Below are 19,216 nucleotides of genomic sequence, written 5' to 3'. Positions count from 1 at the left end.
TTCCTAAGACCTTCAGACCGTTATCGGTAGCAATCTTCGCCAGCTGCTCCATATCATAATAATGGCAAGACTCAAGCAGCACCCGAAGTTCTGTCCATAGATCGCCGTCAGAAAAGGGCTTATAGATATCCGAGATATTATCTGTGCCCAGAGCCAGGATAATACCGGCAGGAACTAATTCATCTACAGGCGCGATAGAATTATGACTGGGAGCTAAGCGCTCATTGCGTAAATGATCTATCCAGGCTGTAGGACAACAAATTACCCTAAGATCAGCCTTTTTCATAAGCGAATAGATGCTTTTCCTGTATTTTTTGGGATGCGCCGCCAAGGAAATGCTATGCACGGCGCTTACTCTTCCATGCATGTCATGTTCAATGGTCTTCTGGGCTAATAACTCGGTTTCTCGCTCTTCATCGGTATTGAATTGATCTACGTGTACATGCACGAGCTTATTATAGTCTTTAGCTGTTTGAAGCAATACGTCTAAATGCTCTTTCTCATGATTCAAATCTCTCGCCGGCAAACCGCCGATGATATCCACAAATTCCAAAGATCGATCAAACCAATAGCGAGCTTTAGGTTCTAAAACTCCTTTTAACACCTGATTGGCAAAACGAATCTGTATATCTTTTTTATAAGTCTCACGAAGTTTATGCGCCGCCTTTAGAGCGCGATCCTCAATAATTTCATCCGCGTCGATAAAGCTCCCTATGGCCTGAGCGCCCTGCTCGATAAAATATTCAACAGCCCGCACCATTCGGGCATAGATATCCTCTGAGCTAGCGAGTTTTTTCATCTCATCTACGAGGTACCATTTTTCCTTAAGATAGGAATAGGAGTATTTAAAATTATCTTGTGTAAGAGTATATGCCCTGTCCAAATGGGCATGAGCGTTTATCCATCCCCCCTTTTCTTTGATTTGTTTTAATAATTGCTCTTTAAGATTCATGTATTCAACAATTTTTTTCAATGATTCAAAAAAAATTCCATCGGTAAGATGGAATTAAAAGTAATTTAGTTTTCATTGCTCTTTCAGCAATCGACGCTCGGCTTTATTAGCTTTTTCAAAATGAAAAGAGTCGATTATATTTTTCATAACTTCCTGAATTTTATCATTGCATAAATTCCCCATACTACCCTCATGGGTGTGCGCTATTTTTTTCAGAGGCTTAAAAGAATTTTCTTGAATGTCTCTGCCTACCTTTTTATAAGCCTCGCGAAAAGGCATACCTTCTTGTACGTATTTATTAACTGATTCCACGCTAAAAATATAATGGTATTTATTATCATTTATCACCTCCTTATTGATGATAATATGCTCAAGCATATATCGCGTAATAAGAAGAGTGTCTTTAAGCTCATCAAAAATGGGTAAAAAACGCTCCTTGATCAGCTGCATATCACGATGATACCCTGAAGGTAAATTTGTAGTGATCATAATGATTTCATTAGGTAAGGCATTGATCTGATTGCATCGCGCGCGGATGAGCTCAAAAACATCAGGATTTTTCTTGTGAGGCATAATACTCGATCCCGTGGTGAGATGATCAGGAAAAGCGATAAAACCAAAATTTTGACTTGTATACAAGCATATATCCTGAGAAAGCTTAGCTAGAGTAGCGGCTATCGAAGCCAAGGCGCTCGCCACTAATCGCTCACTCTTGCCACGGCCCATCTGGGCATAGATAACATTATAGTTTAGATCTTCAAAGCCAAGTAAATCTGTGGTCATGCGGCGGTTCAAAGGAAAAGATGAGCCGTAGCCCGCAGCCGATCCCAAAGGATTTTTATTAACCACGCGATAAGTAGCTTGTAATACTAGCAAATCATCTGTAAGACTTTCGGCGTAAGCACCAAACCAAAGCCCAAAAGATGAGGGCATGGCTATTTGATAGTGAGTATAACCAGGAATAAGAACTTCTTTATAACGTTCGCTAAGTTTTATCAAAGTATCGAAAAGCGAATGAGCATAACTTACAAGCTGCTGGATTTCTTGCCGTACGAAAAGCTTTAAATCAAGCAATACCTGATCATTACGTGAGCGACCGCTATGTATTTTTTTACCCACCTCTCCCAAGCGATTTGTTAGAAGAATCTCTATTTGCGAGTGTACATCTTCCACGGAATCCTTAATATGAAAATTGCCCTCGGCAATTTCGCGATAGATTTTTTTAAGTTCTTTGGTCAATATTTCCAGCTCGCCCGCTTGCAATAAATCTATGCTCTTAAGCATACGGATATGCGCCAGGGTGCCTATAACATCGTAAGGGGCTAAAAGTAAATCCAGTTCACGATCGTTTCCAACGGTAAATTTTTCAATTTCTTCGCTGATCTCAAAATTTTTTTCCCAAAGTTTCACCGTTAGTTCTATAATATTTGACTTGCGCAAAAATAGCTCAAAAAATCATTTCTTATACTAATTGATCTTGATAATAGAACGATCAACTCAAGAGGAGAATTCAACAATACACTATAATACACTATTTTATTAAATTAATAATATGAACAGATATACTTTTTGAACTCTGAATTTCAATAGGTTAAAAACCTCTAAGCCTCTGTAAGTTCATTTAATTAAGCAATTTTAATTAAATAATTAAAAATAAAATTAATATCTTCATCTTTTCTTAAAATACAAAAACTAAAAACCCATGTTAAAAAGCAGTTTTATCATACCTAAAAATTACAAACAACATTTTTCCCTAAAGAAAACGGAAAGAGCTATTCAAGAACTTAAGGAAAATTTCGAAAAAAATCTGTCGAAAACCTTGAACCTTGCTAAGGTTTCTGCTCCTTCGTTTGTATTTCGAAAGGGATCTATACTATGATGAACGCGCCAATCAGAAAAGGCGAAGTACTCTCGAATTTACATTCGATTTATGTGGATCAGTGGAACTGGAAAATGATCATCTCTTCCGCTAAAAGAGATCGAATGCTTTATACTCTTAAAGTATCCTCAACTCGGAAGGGTGTGGTTGCTCGAGCAAATACACTTTATCGATACTCAGGAGCCAGAAGACACTTATCCGGATCTCACAGTTCAAAGAAAAGAGAAGATCGCATCGCCAGAGAATGCGGAGCGGTTTTTATTGTGAAAATCGGAGATGAGTTAAAGTCAGACCGTAAACATAATAGACACGCGCCCCGGATTACGACAACTGGAGACTTAACAGCGATACCATACTATGGTATCTCGTGCTTATGCGCCGCTGGTTAGATGAAAAAAACCTTGAAAAACAACTGGAAAAAGCTGGAAACAGCGGCGTACGCGGAGCGTAATTTTCATCAGATGATCCTTAAAAAGGAACTGCCTTTAACATTAGGCGGCGGCATAGGTCAATCGCGCGTTTGCATGTTATTTTCTTAGAAAAACGCATATGGGGAAAGTGCAAGCCTCACTATGGGATAAGGAAATGCTTGAATGATCTAAAATTCATGGCATTGAATTGAATTGATTTAAGTTTCATTTAAATGAAGCAGAATACAAAAGTCCTGAAAATATCGGGACTTTTGTTATTATAACTATACCGGATCAACCATTTTTCATATACTCCAGGGCTTTTTGATCGTCGAATTCTCCTTCCCATCGAGCTATGACACAGCTTGCCAGGGCATTTCCGATAACATTCACAGTGGTACGCGCCATGTCCATCAACTCATCAATGCCGATAATAGCGAGTATAGGCCAGGTAGGCAAGCCAAAGGAAGCAGCCGTTCCAAGTAGAATCACCATCGAGGCGCGCGGGACGCCTGCAATGCCTTTACTGGTGAGAATAAGCGTCAAGCCTATAAAAAACTGGTGAGAAAAGCTAAGCTCAATACCCGCGGCCTGAGCTACAAAAACCGAGGCCAAAGAAAGATACAAGGTAGAGCCGTCCAGATTGAAGCTATAACCGGTAGGGACGACAAAAGCGATAATCTTACGAGGAACTCCTAATTTTTCAAAATTTTCCATAACAATAGGCAAGGCCGCTTCTGAGGTGGTAGTGGCGAAAGCTAAAGATACCGGCTCAGAAAGAGCTTTGATAAAAGCTTTTATAGGTACTTTGATGTAAAGCAATATGGGAAGTAATACCAGAAGCAAAAAAGCAAACAGAGCCACATATAAAGTCATCAGAAGCTGAAAAAGATTGTACAAGACCTCCAGACCCATATGTCCTACCGTATAGGCGATAGCTGAGAACACTCCTATGGGCGCGAAATACATGATCAGATGAGTAAGTTTAAACATAGTAGCCGCGAGGCTCTCGGTAAAATTAATCATAGGCTGACGCTTTTCCTTATTGAGCATCGCTAAGGAGATACCAAAAAAAATGGAAAAAACCACCACCGGAAGCGTATCCCCATGGTAGATGGATTTGACAAAATTTTCAGGAAAGACATGTAAAATAATCTCTTGCCAGTTTTTAGACTCTACCTTAGGTAGAGCATCAGGCATTTTCGCAGGAGCAATAATCCCTACACCTGCTTTCGAAATATTAATCGCCACGAGCCCGATGACCAAAGCTATAGCAGTGACCACTTCAAAATAAAGAAGAGATTTCCAACCCATTCGCCCGAGTTGACGAATATCGGCATGACCGGCTATTCCCACAACTAAGGTGGAAAACAAAATCGGAGCGATAATACTACTGATAAGCCTTAAAAATATCCTGGAAAGAAATCTTAATTCCACGCCCAATTTAGGGAAGTCTACGCCTACTTCCACGCCGATGACCATAGAGAGAAGAATCCAAGTGGTAAGATTCTTATTTCTCAGGGCATAGATGATAAAAATAAGTAGTACCGTCCATCTGGAAACTGAGAGCATATTCGATCTGATGCCTAGCCAATTCTTCAAAAGATGAAGAACGGCGTAAAGTAGCGTACTGATCAGTCCTAAAAACAACCATTGATTCTTTCTCATTAATAATTCATTAATTTTTTAAAATGCGCGGCATAAATATGCAAAAAAATATTAAGCTTAAAAAAAATATCATATAAAACGGACAAAAAAGAAGATAAAAAATGGATTTGATTAATAAAAAGCATTCATTTCCAGTCTATTAATGAAATATATTTTTCTGCTAAAAAAGCGTTCGTTTTACTAAAATGTCGGCATCCGAAAAAACCGTTAGGTGCGGAAAAAGGAGAAGGATGCGCCGCAGAGAGCACAAGATGAGAACTACGATCTATCAAACTGCCTTTTTTTTGGGCATAAGCGCCCCAAAGAAGAAAGACCAGATCTTTTTTTTCTTCCGAGAGTTTCCCAACTACTCTATCGGTAAAGGTCTCCCAGCCTTTATTTTGATGCGATCCGCTCTGGGTAGAGCGAACCGTAAGGGTAGAGTTCAATAAAAGAACGCCCTGGTGAGCCCAGCGACTTAGGTCTCCGTCTGAAGGAAGAGGTTTACCCAGATCATCCTGAATTTCTTTAAATATATTGCGCAAAGAAGGCGGAAAAGGAATCCCTTTATGTACCGAAAAACAAAGTCCGTTGGCCTGATTGAACCCATGATAAGGGTCTTGTCCGAGGATGACCACTTTTGTTTGCTCAAAAGAACAATGATCAAAACAGGAGAATATTTCCTTGCCTTTGGGGTAGCAACTGTTCTGTTGGTATTCCCGGCGGACAAAATCCTTAAGCTTTAAAAAATAAGGCGCTTTAAACTCATCCGACAGCTGAACTTTCCAGTCGTTGGCCATCCTTACCTCTACCATATCCCTAACTTCATTAGGCGGATAAATATAAGGAAATTAACATATAATAAATGTATGTTAAGAGACATAATAAATAAGCGTTCGTTTTAAAATATAAGCCTGCGCTAAGAGTAGATAAGAAAGCGGCTTATTATTTAAAACGCAAACACAGTTAAACAACTCAGGCCATACCCCTCCGGTCGCGGTAATAATCCCTAAAAGTAATCATACGATGAGCTTCTTCGTCCCAGAGTTTATGAAAGGCGCATTTAAAGCTGTTCCAAAAACTCAGGGTAGTTACATACTTATCAAAAATAGGATGATGATGATGGCATTTCGGGAGATGATAAAAGGGCACTTTCGGAGCCAAATGATGAATATGATGATAGCCTATATTTCCTGTAAACCAGTGACCCAGCTTGGAAAGCTTGTAATAAGAACTGCCTTTGATGGCAGCTGTAAGAAAATCCCAGTCCGGCTTCCATTCCTTATAATTCGGATCGTGCTGGTGCTGAATGTAAAAAACCCAAATAGCTACGATGGCAAAAGTGATAATAATAGGCAAGTAAATGATTAAAAGTTTTTTATAACCTATCAGCACGCCTAAAAACACATAAAAAAGCACAAGTGATACATTACACCACATCAAGGCTCTTTTTTCTTTCTCCCAACCTTTGATCTTAATCAGCGGTAAGCGATTGTGTACAAAAATGTAATAAATCGGACCTATAAAAAACATCACCGGCAAAGATCGATAGATCCTGTAACGCCATTTCCCCCAAAGGCTTAAAGCTTCGTATTCACGAACGGTCAATATGGTAATGTCTCCAATATTTCTCGAATCAAGTTGCGCGTTGTGCGCATGATGATGATTGTGCGTACGCGCCCAGTACTTAAAGGGTATAAAAGTAAACAGACTACAAATGAACCCCATAGTATTGTTATCTCTGCGAGAGCCTAAAAAAGATTGATGTCCACAATCATGTTGTATGATAAAAATCCGAACCATGAGCAAACTATTCACCAAAGCCAAAGCCAAAGTAAGCAGTAGTGAATGATGGTAGGTAAAATACATCAACGAAAAAATCGCGATGAAAGGCAGAAAAGTATTTAAAATTTGAAAAATCGCTTTGCCTCTGTTGGGAAAGGCATAGGGTTTTACCCATTCTTTCCAGTTTTTAAGCTCTTGCTTAAGATCAGAATAGTATTCTTTCCCCGAAAGGGACGCCTCTGCGGAAGAAGCTAAAGGTTGATATTTCATATCAGTATCTCAAGCATGTAAAAAGTTTTTTTTCTGCAGCAGTTCCTCCTGACTCTCTACGTGCTCTTCATCAGGCACACAGCAATCTACCGGACAGACAGAAGCGCATTGAGGTTCCTCATGAAAACCAACACATTCAGTACATTTGTCTGCTACGATAAAATAAATATCATCCTGCTCAGGCACCTGAGCGGCGCGTGCCTCTACAGTTAAACCTGATTTTGAAGTAATTAATCCTTTCAAGTTCGTGCCGTCTGAAAATCGCCATTCAGAGGCGCCTTCATAAATAGCGTTATTCGGACATTCAGGCTCGCAAGCCCCACAGTTAATGCATTCGTCAGTAATTTTTATCGCCATTTGTACGATACTTTCCAAAAGTTAATTTACTCACAAATTTAAAGGTAATTTCATTAGATTGATATGTTTTTCTCCCATAAAGAAGCTTTTATCACATTAGGTCATCTTTTAAGAAATCTCAAAGAGATTCAAAATCATTAATATATAAAAAGTTTTCAAGACCAAAAGGGAGTTGATAAGCTGAGAGACTTAACATAAAATTCATACTGGCATAATACATGGTTTACTCCTAAAAGCATATTTTTTACCCCGGAGCAATTGGGAAGGGTTCTGCAAAAAAAAGAGATTCAAAAGTGGTTAAGCCGTTATAAATTTCCGGTGAAATCGCCTAAAAACCATAGCCCTTGTCACCGAAGGAAATCTTCCATTGGTAGGATTTCACGATTTTTTTTGTGTTTTATTATCAGGTCATTATTTTTTGGTTAAAATTTTTCCCAAGACACGGGCTTGATGAATGTATTAAGTAAAATATTATTTACTCTGAAACCTGATTCATAAAAGCGCGTGCAGTTTACAAAACAACTCGAAAAGTTCAACGCGCTCATCGTTACAGGCAAATGGATCATACGGAAAAATATTTCGATTATCATTTTAAGAATTACCCTACTTTAATTCGAAAAAGTCGTACATCGGAAGCTCTGCTGCAAGGAAGACGAATCACAAGAGGAGTTCTATCGTCTTAGAAATGATATATTGCGGTATTTCGGCAGGGGATGTCGGAATGTAAGTAAGCTTTTTTACTAAAAATTACCCGATCAAGATCTTATTCTCAGAGCTAAAAGCGCATAAAAGCGTCATGGAAAATCCCAAACATGCTGCCAATTATCCCTATTATAAAAGCATTTACCATCTGAAAAAATCAACTATAAAGAAAATGGTTTTTTCTTATTTAAAGAAAATAAAGCTTCTATTTAGTCTTTTATCCGTGGTATTTTACGAATATTATGATCATCCGAAGGAAATTGAGAGGCATCTTGAAAATTAAAAAGATAACTTACAGTGCGTCTTCGGTCGTATTATTTGCTCTAAAGATCTTTTTTTTCGGCATATCTCTTGTATAAAATTCCGAGTATACAGAGTAAAAAAATTGCATGAGAAATTAAAGAAACACGACCTCCTATCACTACTATCTCAGGACTGAAAATAAAACGTATTTCATGTACTCCCGAGGGAATGCGCAGAGCCCTTAACAGATAATTGGCACGAATATAGTCCGCTTCTTTTCCGTCGATGAAAGCCTTCCATCCTTTTGGATAATATATCTCAGAAAAAACCGCCAATTGAGGACTTTTAGTTAATGAGTGATAAATAAGCTCATCAGGTGAGTAAGAAGTCAATGTTATAGAATTATTTTTATCAGGAATGATTTTAAAATCTTCTAGATATCTTTGAAAACTCTGATCTACTAAGGCTACTTCCCTCGTATTGATCTCATCTAAACTCATAAGCTTCTGATCTCTATTCTTCTTATATTCATAGCTATTGACAAACCAGGCATTTCCATTGGCCTGAGTATTAGTTATCACCTCGATACCGTTTCGCTCGATGATAAAGTAACGCGTATTGAGCATATTGAGTACTTGCTGGTTCATATTTAAGAGATAACGTTCGATAAGTTCCTGATAAGCCCGCGGTTTGGCGGCATGATAACCTCCAATGGAATGATGAAAATAGGAAGTATGCGTTTCGGAAAAAGGATTTAAAACCAGATTCATCACCCGATAAGTATCCTTATCTTGTCTTCGCAAATCGAAAAGCTTTTTATTAAGCAAAACGCGATTTGCCATTTGTGCGGCCCATGGATTTTGACTGGCTTCTTGTTTAAGTCTGGGACTTATTTCTATAGGAAAAGGATTTTCTATAAGAGTTTTATCCAGAAAGCGATCTTCATTTAAGTAATGATAATTGACCATCGAAAGATCCAAAGTGGAAATTAACGTGAGCAAGAACCAAACGAAAAAAGGTGAGCATCTTTTAGAAAGAAAAGCATACAAGATCGTAAAACTTAAAGCTACGAAAAATAAACTGCGGTAAATATCGGCTCTAAAAATCGATATCCTGTCCCATTTGAGAGCATTCATAAGTTTCTCGAATTTTATTTGATGAAATACATATCCGTTCTCTCGAAAAAGCTCTGAAAAATACTTGGGCAATCCTTGCTCAAGTGGCGAGCTGAAACTTAAAAAATGAGGTCCTAGGAAATTTAAACCTAAAAGAAGGATCGTTAAGGAAATAGATGTAGTAAACAAAACGCGTTTTTTTTCTCGATCAGGTATTTTTTCCGGATGTAAAAAAACGCAAAGTCCCAAAACGGCCAACAAAGGCGTGGCAAATTCAGGAATGATAAGTACAGAAGAGACCGCCCTGAATTTTGCATAAAAGGGAAAGTATTTTATAAACCATGAGCTCAGCAGCATGAAATGTTTTCCCCAGGAAAGCAAAATACCCAAAAGAGTAACGCTTAAGATCCACCATTTCAAACGATTTTTAACAACGAAAATTCCCAAGATAAATAGAAAAATCACTACCGCCCCCTCATAAGCGGGACCTTCGGTATAGGGTTGATCGCCCCAATAAAGTGGTAAATCCTCTAATTGACCATAGAGCTTTTGCTCTTTTTGAGAATCACTATACCGAGCAAGAGCTTTTTTTAGATAAGGCTTAGGTAAATCCTCAGGACTACCCCCGCCCATAAGATGAGGAACAAAAAGATTAAGAGTTTCAAAAAGGCCGTAGCTCCATTGGGTAATGTATTCGCTATCAAGCCCTTTATTTTGAGTGGTTTCTCCTCGTGTAGAATAAGTGGTGTACTCATAAGTACTCAAGTAGCGTTGCGCGTTCATCCCCAGAGCCAACACTCCCGCGAATAAAGCCAATAAAGTGCTTTTTAAAAATCTTCTAAAAAAACCATCTTTTAAGCTTTTTACCAATTCTATAAGCCCATAAGGAATGAGCATAAGGCCCATGTAATAGGTCATCTGCGGATGATTAGCGGCCAGCTCAAGTCCCATAAAAAGAGTGGTTAAGAGAAATCCCCAGAGGTATTTTCCGCGATAAAGGAGTAAAATTCCAGCCACAACAGGTGGAATATAGGCAATAGCCAAAATTTTGGCGTTGTGTCCGGCGGCGATGATCTGAAAATAATAAGAGGAAAACGCAAAAAAGAAAGCCCCCGCCATAGCGGCTTTATTGTCTTTCTTAAGCAGATAAATCAATAAAAAAAAGCCTGCAAAAAGCAAGAAAAGACGTCCTACGGGATGAGGCAAAAATAAAAGAGCGTCGCTTAGCTGAGAAATCCAGTAATGAGGATACTGAGCGCCATATTGGTAAGTAGGCATTCCGCCAAAGATCGCGTTTGTCCAATAGGACTCTTTAGCAGTTTGTGCTCTGTAGTGAGCGATTTCCTGAAAACCGCCTAAATCATTTACCCAATCGGGTTGATAAATGCCTTTTCCCAGGAATAAAGGGTAAAAACATAAGCAAGAGATAAGGGCAAATAGAAAAGCTATGACCAGAGCGCAAGAAAAAGCTCTGAATCCACGCCGCATTATTTACCCTCTTTAATCTCCTCGAAATCTACAGTTTCCGCTTCTATCTTTGGATTCTTTTTGCTGGATTTAGTCTTATATATAACTATCTCTCCTTCTTTAAACGTTTTAGGTTCTTCTCTTTTTTCAAAGGAAAGCATACAACGGATAACTCTAGAAATCCTAAGAAATAAGAGGAGGCCAAAACCAATAAAAACAAACTTAAAAAAAGACATCGAGTCTTATTATTTTATAAACATTTCATTTTTTTCGAACCCTTACATATGAACTACTATCTCGGATAAAAGCTTACGTACTTTTTGTATCTTTTGAAAAGGATCATCTAAAGCGCTATAGTTCAGAGCTGCCAGTACGGCGCACCGAATATTTTGAGTGGAGAGATTTAATATCCTATCAAAGGCTTCTTTAAAAATCTTCCCATAAGGAAGACGTCTTTTTTTTGTAACTTGCAATAAGTTAATAATGTATCTAAGGTGATATAGCTTTATTGGGTCGCCCAATTTTCCCTCTCGGGAAAGGATCAAATGGGAAGATTCCGTAATCTGAGTTTGGTCAAAGGCTTTCTCGCGAAGCTTCGAATCTGAGATAACCACTATCTTACAAGGCTGCATGCCATAAGAGGCGGTGCTTAAATTTATAGCGTTTATAATTCCCTCTAATTCTATCTGAAATATTTTTTTCCAATGGAAAAATTTTGTTACGTCATAACACCATTCTAATGATTGTATAATATCCATATTATATTTAATATATAAAAAATAATGCTAAAATTTGATATTTTTACAAAACTTGTGATGCCTTCTTGCGCAAATTACTGTTAAAACGACCGAAAGCGAAATAAACTACCAGGCCTAAGATCATCCATATGAAAAAAGCGATCCATCCTGAAGAAGGAATTTCTATCATTAGATATAAACAAGCTATGGCCCCCATAACGGGAATCAAAGAATAGCTTCTGGTAAAAGTCAAAAAAGTGAACCAGACGAAAAATAGAATAAATATCAGATAAAGGGCATCTTGCAGTTTATGAATGTCAAAGGAGAGCGCTTTTATAAAAGAATCTCTAAAAAAATAAGCAAAGAGAGCAAAAATTATAGGCATGATCCAGCGACCGTTGATATAAGGAATACGAAAGCCCTTACCGTTTGGATCTCTCGGCATAAACATTATGCCGGCGCATACCAGCAAAAACGCGAAAAGCGTTCCTATGCTGATTAAGTGTACCATCAACGAGGGTTCAACGAACAAGGCTGGAATCGCCACGAGCGCACCTGATAATACAGTTGCAAATGAAGGCGTTTTATATTTAGGATGGATATTGGAAAATTGCTTAGGTAGTAAACCATCTCTGGACATGGTTAGCCATATACGAGGTTGAGCAATTTGAAAAACCAATAACACGCTTAAAGAAGCCACAATAGCGCTAAAAGCTACCACGCGTGAAATAAAATTCAAGTCAATGCGATTGAATATAAAAGCTAAAGGATCCGTAACTCCCTTAAATTCCTTATAATCGACCATACCGGTCACCACGATGGTTACCGCAACATAAATAAGAGTAGTAATGAGCAAAGCGTATCCCATACTTCTGGGCATATCGCGCTGGGGATTTTTGCACTCTTCAGCGGTAGTGGAAATCGCGTCAAAGCCTATATAAGCGAAAAAGACAGCGGATATCCCCTTAAGTGCCCCTGAAAAGCCATTGGGGAAAAAAGGCACGTAGTTATGATTATCTATATGGAAAAAACCTACGCCGATGATCAAAAGCAAAACAGCCAGCTTAACATAAACCATGGCATTGTTCATTCGTTTGCTCTCACGTATTCCGATATAGGTCAGCCACCCTACGAATATTACCACAAAAAAAGCCGGAAAGTTGAAAAAAATTTTTGTATTGAAAATCTCCGGAGCCATGCTCCAGGCCAATTCCGCGGTAGGCTTTCCAACCTCCAAAGCGCTCTTGTGCAGTTGAAAAGCCGTATGATAATCGATAACCATCCAGCGAGGCAACACTATTCCGAGTCCTTGCAGGAGATTGTCAAAATAGCCGCTCCAGGAGATGGATACGACAATATTTCCGATAGCGTATTCTAAAATCAAAGCCCAACCGATGATCCAGGCGGCTAACTCTCCAAAAGCAATGTAAGAGTAGGTGTAAGCGCTGCCCGATACGGGAAAACGCGAGGCAAATTCCGCATAACATAAAGCGGTAAGTCCACAAGTAGTCGCAGAAATTATAAAAAGAAATATTACTCCGGGACCTCCGCTATACACAGCCTGCCCTATGGTGCTAAAAATACCGGCACCGATAAGAGCGCCTATGCCCATAAAAGTTAAGTCTTTAACACCCAAAGTTTTGTGTAGGCCGCCACTGTCCTTATCTCGGTCAGAGATATCTTGATTTATGTGATCGATTGTTTTTTTTCTAAATAAATTCTTCATTACGTGGCTGGTTTATTTTAAAAAGGCAAATATAAAGGCAAATAAAAAAAAATATACGTAAGTGCATAAAATTATTGAAAAATTATTTTATTTTATTTAACTCTTTTGTTCCAAGTCTTTCATCCAAAGGCTGAAACGTTTTTAATTTTTTTTATTTTCGGACCGATTTAAAGGCTGTAATACGTTTAATTTGAATTTTTGTTGTAATAATTTTTGGTAGCTCCCGGCCGGATAAAAATCCTTTAAAGCTAATATTTCAGTGGTGTAAGCGACCCTCTGATACTTTTGCTCGGAGTGATTCATAGAATCCGAAGGTTTCTTGTTTTTTTATCGCTCATCGGTTTAAAAATCGCCGAGCGGTATTGCGTATCCACATCATTCCCTTGTCTGTTAAGCGTGGTACGATCATGAGCAAACCAAAAGACCTCTTTCTTTTGTAAGAAATTTCCTCAGGGTCAAAATGTATGCCGATTATCTCGGCATGTCTGGTGTTTCCTGCGCACGCTTCTTCATAAAGAGGATCGGCGTGACCGCCGAAATAAATGGGAATCACCTCACATAGAAACCTTTAAGCCTTTGAAAAACAGCTTCCATACATCAAAATCAGCCTCCGGCAAAAACTGCGAAAGATCTTTGTGCTGATTTTTTCTGTATTCATATACAAGATATTATTCTAAAGTAGAAAATATATGTAAATTCGCAGGGTTTACTTAATAAAGTTTTCTAATCAAGGTTTATCTATATCATGCTAATCGTTAATATAAAGGAAGGAGAATCCATCGAAAGGGCACTTAAGCGCTATAAAAGAAAATGCGATCAAACCCGTCTCATCAAAAATTTTAGAAAAATACAATATTATATCAAACCTTCTATAAAAAGACGGGAAGAAATTTTAAAGGCTACCTACAAACAGCACCTTACTTCTAGGGAGGAAGATTAATTATACAACTTACTTACGAAATAGGCTTTATAGCTCAAAATTTATACATTTGTCTATATGTCTTCTTTATGTCCTTAAGCAAGTTTTTGGATTATCTCTCTTATGAAAAGAGATATTCACGGCACACGCTTCTAGCTTATAAGAACGATTTAGAATCTTTTCAATTCTATTTGCAAGGTTCGGACAAGGTAAAAAAAATCGAAAAGGTCAATAAATATGATGTACGCTCTTTTTTAATTGACCTTTCCCGTAAGAATTTAAGCCATCGCTCCATTAATCGAAAGCTTGCCAGCTTAAGGTCTTATTATTTTTTCTTACAAAAAATTCAAAGAATTACCATAAATCCTTTGCATGAGATTTCTTCCCTGAAAGAGAAAAAAGAGGCACAAGTGGCATTCTCAATTAACGAAATAGATCGACTTTTTTCTCATGAACTCTTCTCTTCCGACTTTTTAGGACACAGAGATCAGTTAATCTTGAAAATGCTCTATTATACTGGCATGCGCCGGGGCGAACTTATAGAGCTTCGCTTAAAAAATATCGATATATATGCACAAATTTTACTTGTGATGGGCAAACGAAAAAAGGAAAGAAAAATTCCTATACGCGAATCATTGGCACATGAGATAAACCACTATATCCCCCTCAGGGCTGCTTATGTCAAAGAAGGTGAATGTGCTTTATTTATTACTGAAAAAGGCCAAAAGACCTATCCTAAATACATCTATAATATTGTTCACAAATATCTCGCGTTGGTAAGTTTAAAAACTAAGAAAAGTCCCCATATGCTCAGACACACTTTTGCCACGCATTTATTAGATCACGGAGCCGACTTAAATTCTATCAAAGAATTGCTTGGACACAGTTCTTTGGCTGCCACTCAGATCTATACTCATAGCAGTATGAGACGCTTAAAGGAAATTTATAAAAAAACGCATCCAAGGGATGCTCAAAAATAAAATTCTTATGAAAATTCAGATTCAAACACCCGGTATTGAAGAACACGATAATTTAGAAAGTTATATTCACAAAAAACTCTCGAAACTCAGCCATTATTATGATAAAATTATAGCTGCGGATGTGTATTTAAAGCTTGGCAATATAAGTTTAAGGGAGAATAAAATTGTAGAGGTTCGACTCTCAGTACCTGGGGATGATCTAGTGGTGAGCAAACAAGGAAAATGCTTTAAGGAATGCATAGATCTTTCAATAGATACCCTTAAAAAATTGATCATTCGAAAAAAAGAAAAAGACAGTGCCCGTTAAACTTTGCTTTTTTAATATTTGTTATACAAACTTTATGATACAAGCTGTATTTACTGACATTGATGGTACCCTTTTAAAGTCTAATCACACAATTTCTCATCAAAATCAAAAAGCTATAAAAAAAGTAAGAGAAAAAGGTATCCCTGTGTTTCTTGCTACAGGACGATCTGGAAGGGATGCTCAAGAATATTATAAAATCCTGGATCTTGACACACCGGCTGTTTGTATGAATGGCGCTTATATCGTCGATTTAAAAAACAAACATGTCCTTAAGGAAGAGAAAATTCCTCTAGATCTGGTGATTGAAATGAAAGAAGCTCTGGAACCCTTACACCTTTCGGCTACTTACTATTCGAAAGATCGATGGATCACCCAGGAGATCACTCCAGTTATCAAAAGAGAAGTTAAGGTGATAGGTTTTTCTATTGAAGTAATGCCTTTCGAGGACATCCTTAAAAACTGGCCGGGTTCCCATAATGGTCCCAATAAGATTGGTTTGCTCTCAAATAATGAAAAACAATTATTGGAAAGCTATGAGTTGCTTATAAAAAAATTCGAAGGACGCCTGAATATTCAAAGGTCGCAATTGAATTTTCTGGAAGTAATCTCACCAGAGGTATCAAAGAAAAGAGGAATAGAATACCTACTGAAGGCTAATCCTGAACAATATCCTTTTTTAAGGGAACATATTATGACCGTAGGGGATAGTGATAATGATATTGAAATGTTGCGCTGGGCAGGTGTAAGCGTAGCGATGGATAACGCACCGGAACATGTTAAAAAAGCTGCTAAAATTCTTACCCTTAGCAATCGAGAGGACGGTCTGGCACATGCGCTGAACAAATACATACTTAATGAAGTATGAAATCAAAAAAACAAATATCCGGTAGAAAAAAGTCAAGAGAAATGGCGCGGGTTTTTGCCGGCGGATTCTTGTCATATATTGCGGGAAAAAGGAACGAAGCACTGGGAATCGGACGTTATAATCTTTTTTTTGAAAAAAGCTCTTACAAATGCAAGGCTTTCGGATCGGAACTTTTTGATTCTTCAAGTAAATCCGATTCCGGCTTCGGATGGCCCAGCTTTGATCGAGGAGATCCCCGGAGTGAAAATCATCAAGCAATCGGACCACTCCCACGGCATCGACGGAATCCATCTGGGACATCTACTTGATTATGAACCTACGGCTAGCAGATTGAGGTATTGCGTAAATTCTCTCTCACTGGATTTTGAGAAATATCCCTCGTAAAAATTAGAATATTCATGTTAAAGGATCGACTCTTCGGGCTTATAGGAAAGAATATATCTTATTCATTTTCAAAGAAATATTTCACAGAAAAATTCCACAATGAAAAAATACTCAAGGCACGCTATGAATTGTTTGATCTGCCCGATATTGAAAATTTCATTCCGCTACTCGCCAGATACCCTGACCTCTCAGGGTTAAACGTAACTATTCCTTATAAAGAGGACATCGTTCCTTATTTAACAGAACTGAAAGCTCAGGCGAGAGAAATTGGGGCGGTTAACACCATCAAAATAAGAGGTGATGAGCGCATCGGTTATAACACCGATATATACGGTTTTGAAAAATCCTTTACAAAATACCTGCTGCCCAAACACAAACAAGCTCTGGTGCTCGGAAGAGGTGGAGCGGCAAAAGCAGTAGGGTTTGTGTTAAAAAAAATGGGGATCCCCTTTCAGCCGGTCTCCAGAGATGAAAAAAAAGTTCATCTTTCTTATAGTTCCCTCGATAAATCGATTTTAGAAAAATATCAGATCATTATCAACTGTACCCCCTTGGGTACTTATCCATATACTGATCAATGCCCTTTGTTGCCTTATCAGTACCTTGGCACGCAGCATTATTTGTATGATTTAGTTTATAACCCTTTAGAGAGCTTATTTTTAAAAATAGGAAAATCCCAAGGCGCCTTGACTCAAAACGGCCTGCAGATGCTTCATTTACAAGCAGAACGCGCATGGGAAATATGGAACGCCCGAGAGTGAGCAAAATGTTCTGAGGAAAATTGGAAAATTGCGTCTATTTCATAGCTTTGTAGTAAATCCCCCTTGAATCCTGCTGTTATGTCTGAAGAAACTCACCCCGAAGCTTCTCAAGAAAGAGAAAAATTGCTGCCTGATGAAAATAAAATCTTCGTTGATAATCTTTCTTATAAAACTCAGGAGGAAATCACACAAAAAATACCTCAAGGCTATGATACGCTATCGGCAGAAAAGCTTTTAGAAAAATTTCAAAAACTACTCAAAGAAGAACTCACAGCTGAAATACAAAACATCGTAGCCTCTGTTCGTAGAAAATTTTACGAGAAAATACAGGAGCGTCGCAAGAAGAAACTAGAAATTTTCCTCGCAGAAGGTGGAGAAGAGGTTGATTTTCACTACTCGGATCCTTTAGAAAAGACCTTTAACGAGATTTATAAAATCTATACAGACAAACGTAAAGCTCGACAGGAAGCTTTACAGAGAGAACAAGAACTGAACCTTAAGAGTCGTCTGGAAATTATAGAGGCCCTGAAAAATCTTTATATCAATCCAACGCCCATGAGTGCTGATGAGGCTTTTAAAAGATTTAGTGCCCTTAAAAAACGTTGGAGCGATACCGGGAAGATACCCGCTATAAACATAGAGGAAACTTTTGAGAATTACCGCTACCATCTTGAAAATTTTTACCGTTATCTCGAGCTCAATAAAGAGCTTAAGGAGATCGGGTATACACATAATCTTGAGCAGCGCAACATTATTCTTTCCCGATTGGAAGAGCTTATTAACGAACCTAAAATAGCTAAGGCTCTCAATGAGCTTCATTACCTCCAAAGGCTTTGGAGAGAAGAAGCGACGCCTGTAGGGGAAACTCATGAAAAAAGCACAAAGGAAAAGCTAGAATTTTTAGGTGGAAAAATTCTCGAGCGAAAAAAAATTCTCGATCAGGAAATCATTCAAGAGCAGCAGGAGAATCTTCTGCAAAAGAAAGAAATCATTAAAAAGATAGAAAATCTGACCGAATCACTCCCTGATCATCACAAACAGTGGCAAAAACTCACTGAAAAGATTAGCGCTCTGGAAAAAGATTTTATGTCTATAGGGAAAGTTCCACAAGAAGAAAAGGAAACGCTATGGAAGCGCTTTAAAAACATTCTGAGAAATTTTTATCACGAAAAAAATCAGTTCTATAAACAATTCAAGGAAGTACAAAGAGAAAACCTGAAAAAAAAGAAAAAACTCCTTGAGCAAGCTAAAGTTCTTCAGGAAAGCAGTCAATGGAAAGAAACCGGTGATCTTTTGAAAAAAATGCAGATCCAATGGAAACAAATAGGAGCGGTACCTATAAAACATGCCGTCGGACTATGGAAAGATTTCCAGGAGGCTTGCAATCATTTTTTTGAACGCTATAAAACACGCTCAGAAATGCATTACAGCTCTAAAGAGAGAAATCATCATATAAATGGCGAGGATGAAAAATTCAAAACTATCAAACGAATTTCAGATATACAAGAAAATATCTTGCAGCTCGAGAATAACATTCAATTTTTTGCACATGCTGATAAGGAAAATCCATTGGTAAAAATGGCTCATGAAAAAGTAGAAGAAGAAAGAGCGCTTTTAAAGAGTTGGAAAGAAAAATATAAAACGCTTAAGAATTCAAAAACGGTAGTATCCCATTAAGTTTGTAAGGGGAAAAGTTACTCTAAAAATGTA

Annotated in this window: 18 protein-coding genes and 3 pseudogenes; 10 read left to right on the top strand and 11 right to left on the bottom strand. The window is 38.0% G+C overall.

Annotated elements, in window-relative coordinates:
* Positions 1-952 (bottom strand): amidohydrolase family protein (locus CS842_RS00455; protein ID WP_103326704.1); only part of this gene is annotated, 952 nt, incomplete at its 3' end.
* A gap of 72 nt (positions 953-1,024) precedes the next feature.
* Entirely contained in the window at positions 1,025-2,362 is a 1,338-nt protein-coding gene (argH, locus tag CS842_RS00450; protein ID WP_103326702.1) for an argininosuccinate lyase, read from the bottom strand.
* Positions 2,363-2,654: 292 nt separating this feature from the next.
* Here argH and CS842_RS08125 point away from each other — a divergent pair.
* Positions 2,655-3,370: pseudogene (locus CS842_RS08125) on the top strand (hypothetical protein).
* 165 nt (positions 3,371-3,535) lie between these two features.
* Here the strand turns inward: CS842_RS08125 and CS842_RS00440 are convergent.
* From CS842_RS00440 to CS842_RS00425, 4 genes are all read right to left on the bottom strand, one after another.
* Positions 3,536-4,909, bottom strand: coding sequence for a dicarboxylate/amino acid:cation symporter (locus tag CS842_RS00440; RefSeq protein WP_103326700.1), 1,374 nt, complete (start codon positions 4,907-4,909; stop codon positions 3,536-3,538).
* A 125-nt stretch (positions 4,910-5,034) separates the two neighbouring features.
* Positions 5,035-5,703: a uracil-DNA glycosylase gene (ung, locus tag CS842_RS00435; protein WP_103326698.1), complete on the bottom strand. Its 669-nt coding sequence runs from the start codon at positions 5,701-5,703 to the stop codon at positions 5,035-5,037.
* 160 nt (positions 5,704-5,863) lie between these two features.
* On the bottom strand, positions 5,864-6,943 hold the full coding sequence (locus tag CS842_RS00430; protein ID WP_103326696.1) for a fatty acid desaturase: 1,080 nt from the start codon (positions 6,941-6,943) through the stop codon (positions 5,864-5,866).
* Positions 6,944-6,952: 9 nt separating this feature from the next.
* Positions 6,953-7,300 carry a 4Fe-4S binding protein gene (locus CS842_RS00425; RefSeq protein WP_103326694.1) on the bottom strand — a complete coding sequence of 116 codons (348 nt, stop codon included), beginning with the start codon at positions 7,298-7,300 and terminating at the stop codon, positions 6,953-6,955.
* 796 nt (positions 7,301-8,096) lie between these two features.
* Between CS842_RS00425 and CS842_RS00420 the strand changes: the two genes are divergently transcribed.
* Positions 8,097-8,285, top strand: a complete 189-nt coding sequence (locus CS842_RS00420) for a hypothetical protein (protein WP_103326692.1) — start codon at positions 8,097-8,099, stop codon at positions 8,283-8,285.
* 40 nt (positions 8,286-8,325) lie between these two features.
* On the opposite strand, the gene CS842_RS00415 is transcribed toward CS842_RS00420, so the two are convergent.
* The 5 genes and pseudogenes from CS842_RS00415 to CS842_RS07315 all read right to left on the bottom strand — a co-directional run.
* The gene (locus CS842_RS00415) at positions 8,326-10,848 is read right to left on the bottom strand and encodes a YfhO family protein (RefSeq protein ID WP_103326690.1); all 2,523 of its coding nucleotides are present in this window, start codon (positions 10,846-10,848) and stop codon (positions 8,326-8,328) included.
* Positions 10,849-11,105: 257 nt separating this feature from the next.
* Positions 11,106-11,585, bottom strand: a complete 480-nt coding sequence (locus CS842_RS00405) for a nitroreductase family protein (RefSeq protein ID WP_103326686.1) — start codon at positions 11,583-11,585, stop codon at positions 11,106-11,108.
* A gap of 43 nt (positions 11,586-11,628) precedes the next feature.
* On the bottom strand, positions 11,629-13,290 hold the full coding sequence (locus CS842_RS00400; RefSeq protein ID WP_103326684.1) for an amino acid permease: 1,662 nt from the start codon (positions 13,288-13,290) through the stop codon (positions 11,629-11,631).
* A gap of 299 nt (positions 13,291-13,589) precedes the next feature.
* Positions 13,590-13,670 (bottom strand): annotated as a pseudogene (locus CS842_RS07320) (hypothetical protein); the annotation flags it as partial.
* A gap of 110 nt (positions 13,671-13,780) precedes the next feature.
* Positions 13,781-13,843, bottom strand: a pseudogene (locus tag CS842_RS07315) (hypothetical protein); the annotation flags it as partial.
* Positions 13,844-14,035: 192 nt separating this feature from the next.
* Here CS842_RS07315 and rpsU point away from each other — a divergent pair.
* The 8 genes from rpsU (at position 14,036) to CS842_RS00360 (ending at position 19,183) form a co-directional block, all read left to right on the top strand.
* A complete protein-coding gene (gene rpsU / locus CS842_RS00390) occupies positions 14,036-14,230 on the top strand; it encodes a 30S ribosomal protein S21 (protein ID WP_103326683.1) in 195 nt (64 codons plus the stop codon).
* A gap of 68 nt (positions 14,231-14,298) precedes the next feature.
* Positions 14,299-15,189 carry a tyrosine-type recombinase/integrase gene (locus CS842_RS00385; RefSeq protein ID WP_103326681.1) on the top strand — a complete coding sequence of 297 codons (891 nt, stop codon included), beginning with the start codon at positions 14,299-14,301 and terminating at the stop codon, positions 15,187-15,189.
* Between the two features lie 7 nt (positions 15,190-15,196).
* Positions 15,197-15,496, top strand: a complete 300-nt coding sequence (hpf, locus tag CS842_RS00380) for a ribosome hibernation-promoting factor, HPF/YfiA family (RefSeq protein ID WP_103327004.1) — start codon at positions 15,197-15,199, stop codon at positions 15,494-15,496.
* 34 nt (positions 15,497-15,530) lie between these two features.
* Positions 15,531-16,361, top strand: a complete 831-nt coding sequence (locus CS842_RS00375) for a Cof-type HAD-IIB family hydrolase (protein ID WP_146037409.1) — start codon at positions 15,531-15,533, stop codon at positions 16,359-16,361.
* Complete coding sequence (locus tag CS842_RS07310) at positions 16,358-16,669, top strand: peptide-methionine (R)-S-oxide reductase (protein WP_265614254.1); 312 nt, start codon at positions 16,358-16,360, stop codon at positions 16,667-16,669. The genes CS842_RS00375 and CS842_RS07310 overlap by 4 nt, the downstream gene beginning before the upstream one ends.
* Positions 16,602-16,745 carry a peptide-methionine (R)-S-oxide reductase gene (locus CS842_RS07305; RefSeq protein WP_265614255.1) on the top strand — a complete coding sequence of 48 codons (144 nt, stop codon included), beginning with the start codon at positions 16,602-16,604 and terminating at the stop codon, positions 16,743-16,745. The genes CS842_RS07310 and CS842_RS07305 overlap by 68 nt, the downstream gene beginning before the upstream one ends.
* A gap of 14 nt (positions 16,746-16,759) precedes the next feature.
* Positions 16,760-17,506 carry a shikimate dehydrogenase family protein gene (locus CS842_RS00365; protein WP_103326676.1) on the top strand — a complete coding sequence of 249 codons (747 nt, stop codon included), beginning with the start codon at positions 16,760-16,762 and terminating at the stop codon, positions 17,504-17,506.
* A 78-nt stretch (positions 17,507-17,584) separates the two neighbouring features.
* Positions 17,585-19,183 (top strand): DUF349 domain-containing protein, encoded by a 1,599-nt coding sequence (locus CS842_RS00360; RefSeq protein WP_103326674.1) that lies wholly within the window; start codon positions 17,585-17,587, stop codon positions 19,181-19,183.
* Positions 19,184-19,216 lie beyond the last annotated feature (33 nt).

This window comes from Bacteroidetes bacterium endosymbiont of Geopemphigus sp. (assembly GCF_002904345.1).
Classification (GTDB): Bacteria; Bacteroidota; Bacteroidia; order Flavobacteriales; family Blattabacteriaceae; genus GSPS2-BC2016.
Note: the sequence above shows the minus strand (reverse complement) of the source record. Positions and strands in the feature narration are given on the sequence as shown.

What these genes read in the sequence shown, in the direction of transcription:
- CS842_RS00415 (WP_103326690.1), bottom strand. Translation starts at nt 10,848, where the DNA reads ATGCGGCGTGGATTCAGAGCTTTTTCTTGCGCTCTGGTCATAGCTTTT.
- CS842_RS00420 (WP_103326692.1), top strand. Translation starts at nt 8,097, where the DNA reads ATGGAAAATCCCAAACATGCTGCCAATTATCCCTATTATAAAAGCATT.
- CS842_RS00365 (WP_103326676.1), top strand. Translation starts at nt 16,760, where the DNA reads ATGTTAAAGGATCGACTCTTCGGGCTTATAGGAAAGAATATATCTTAT.
- CS842_RS00405 (WP_103326686.1), bottom strand. Translation starts at nt 11,585, where the DNA reads ATGGATATTATACAATCATTAGAATGGTGTTATGACGTAACAAAATTT.
- ung (WP_103326698.1), bottom strand. Translation starts at nt 5,703, where the DNA reads ATGGTAGAGGTAAGGATGGCCAACGACTGGAAAGTTCAGCTGTCGGAT.
- CS842_RS00400 (WP_103326684.1), bottom strand. Translation starts at nt 13,290, where the DNA reads ATGAAGAATTTATTTAGAAAAAAAACAATCGATCACATAAATCAAGAT.
- CS842_RS00385 (WP_103326681.1), top strand. Translation starts at nt 14,299, where the DNA reads ATGTCCTTAAGCAAGTTTTTGGATTATCTCTCTTATGAAAAGAGATAT.
- CS842_RS00430 (WP_103326696.1), bottom strand. Translation starts at nt 6,943, where the DNA reads ATGAAATATCAACCTTTAGCTTCTTCCGCAGAGGCGTCCCTTTCGGGG.
- CS842_RS00375 (WP_146037409.1), top strand. Translation starts at nt 15,531, where the DNA reads ATGATACAAGCTGTATTTACTGACATTGATGGTACCCTTTTAAAGTCT.
- CS842_RS00360 (WP_103326674.1), top strand. Translation starts at nt 17,585, where the DNA reads ATGTCTGAAGAAACTCACCCCGAAGCTTCTCAAGAAAGAGAAAAATTG.
- CS842_RS07310 (WP_265614254.1), top strand. Translation starts at nt 16,358, where the DNA reads ATGAAATCAAAAAAACAAATATCCGGTAGAAAAAAGTCAAGAGAAATG.
- CS842_RS00440 (WP_103326700.1), bottom strand. Translation starts at nt 4,909, where the DNA reads ATGAGAAAGAATCAATGGTTGTTTTTAGGACTGATCAGTACGCTACTT.
- hpf (WP_103327004.1), top strand. Translation starts at nt 15,197, where the DNA reads ATGAAAATTCAGATTCAAACACCCGGTATTGAAGAACACGATAATTTA.
- rpsU (WP_103326683.1), top strand. Translation starts at nt 14,036, where the DNA reads ATGCTAATCGTTAATATAAAGGAAGGAGAATCCATCGAAAGGGCACTT.
- CS842_RS00425 (WP_103326694.1), bottom strand. Translation starts at nt 7,300, where the DNA reads ATGGCGATAAAAATTACTGACGAATGCATTAACTGTGGGGCTTGCGAG.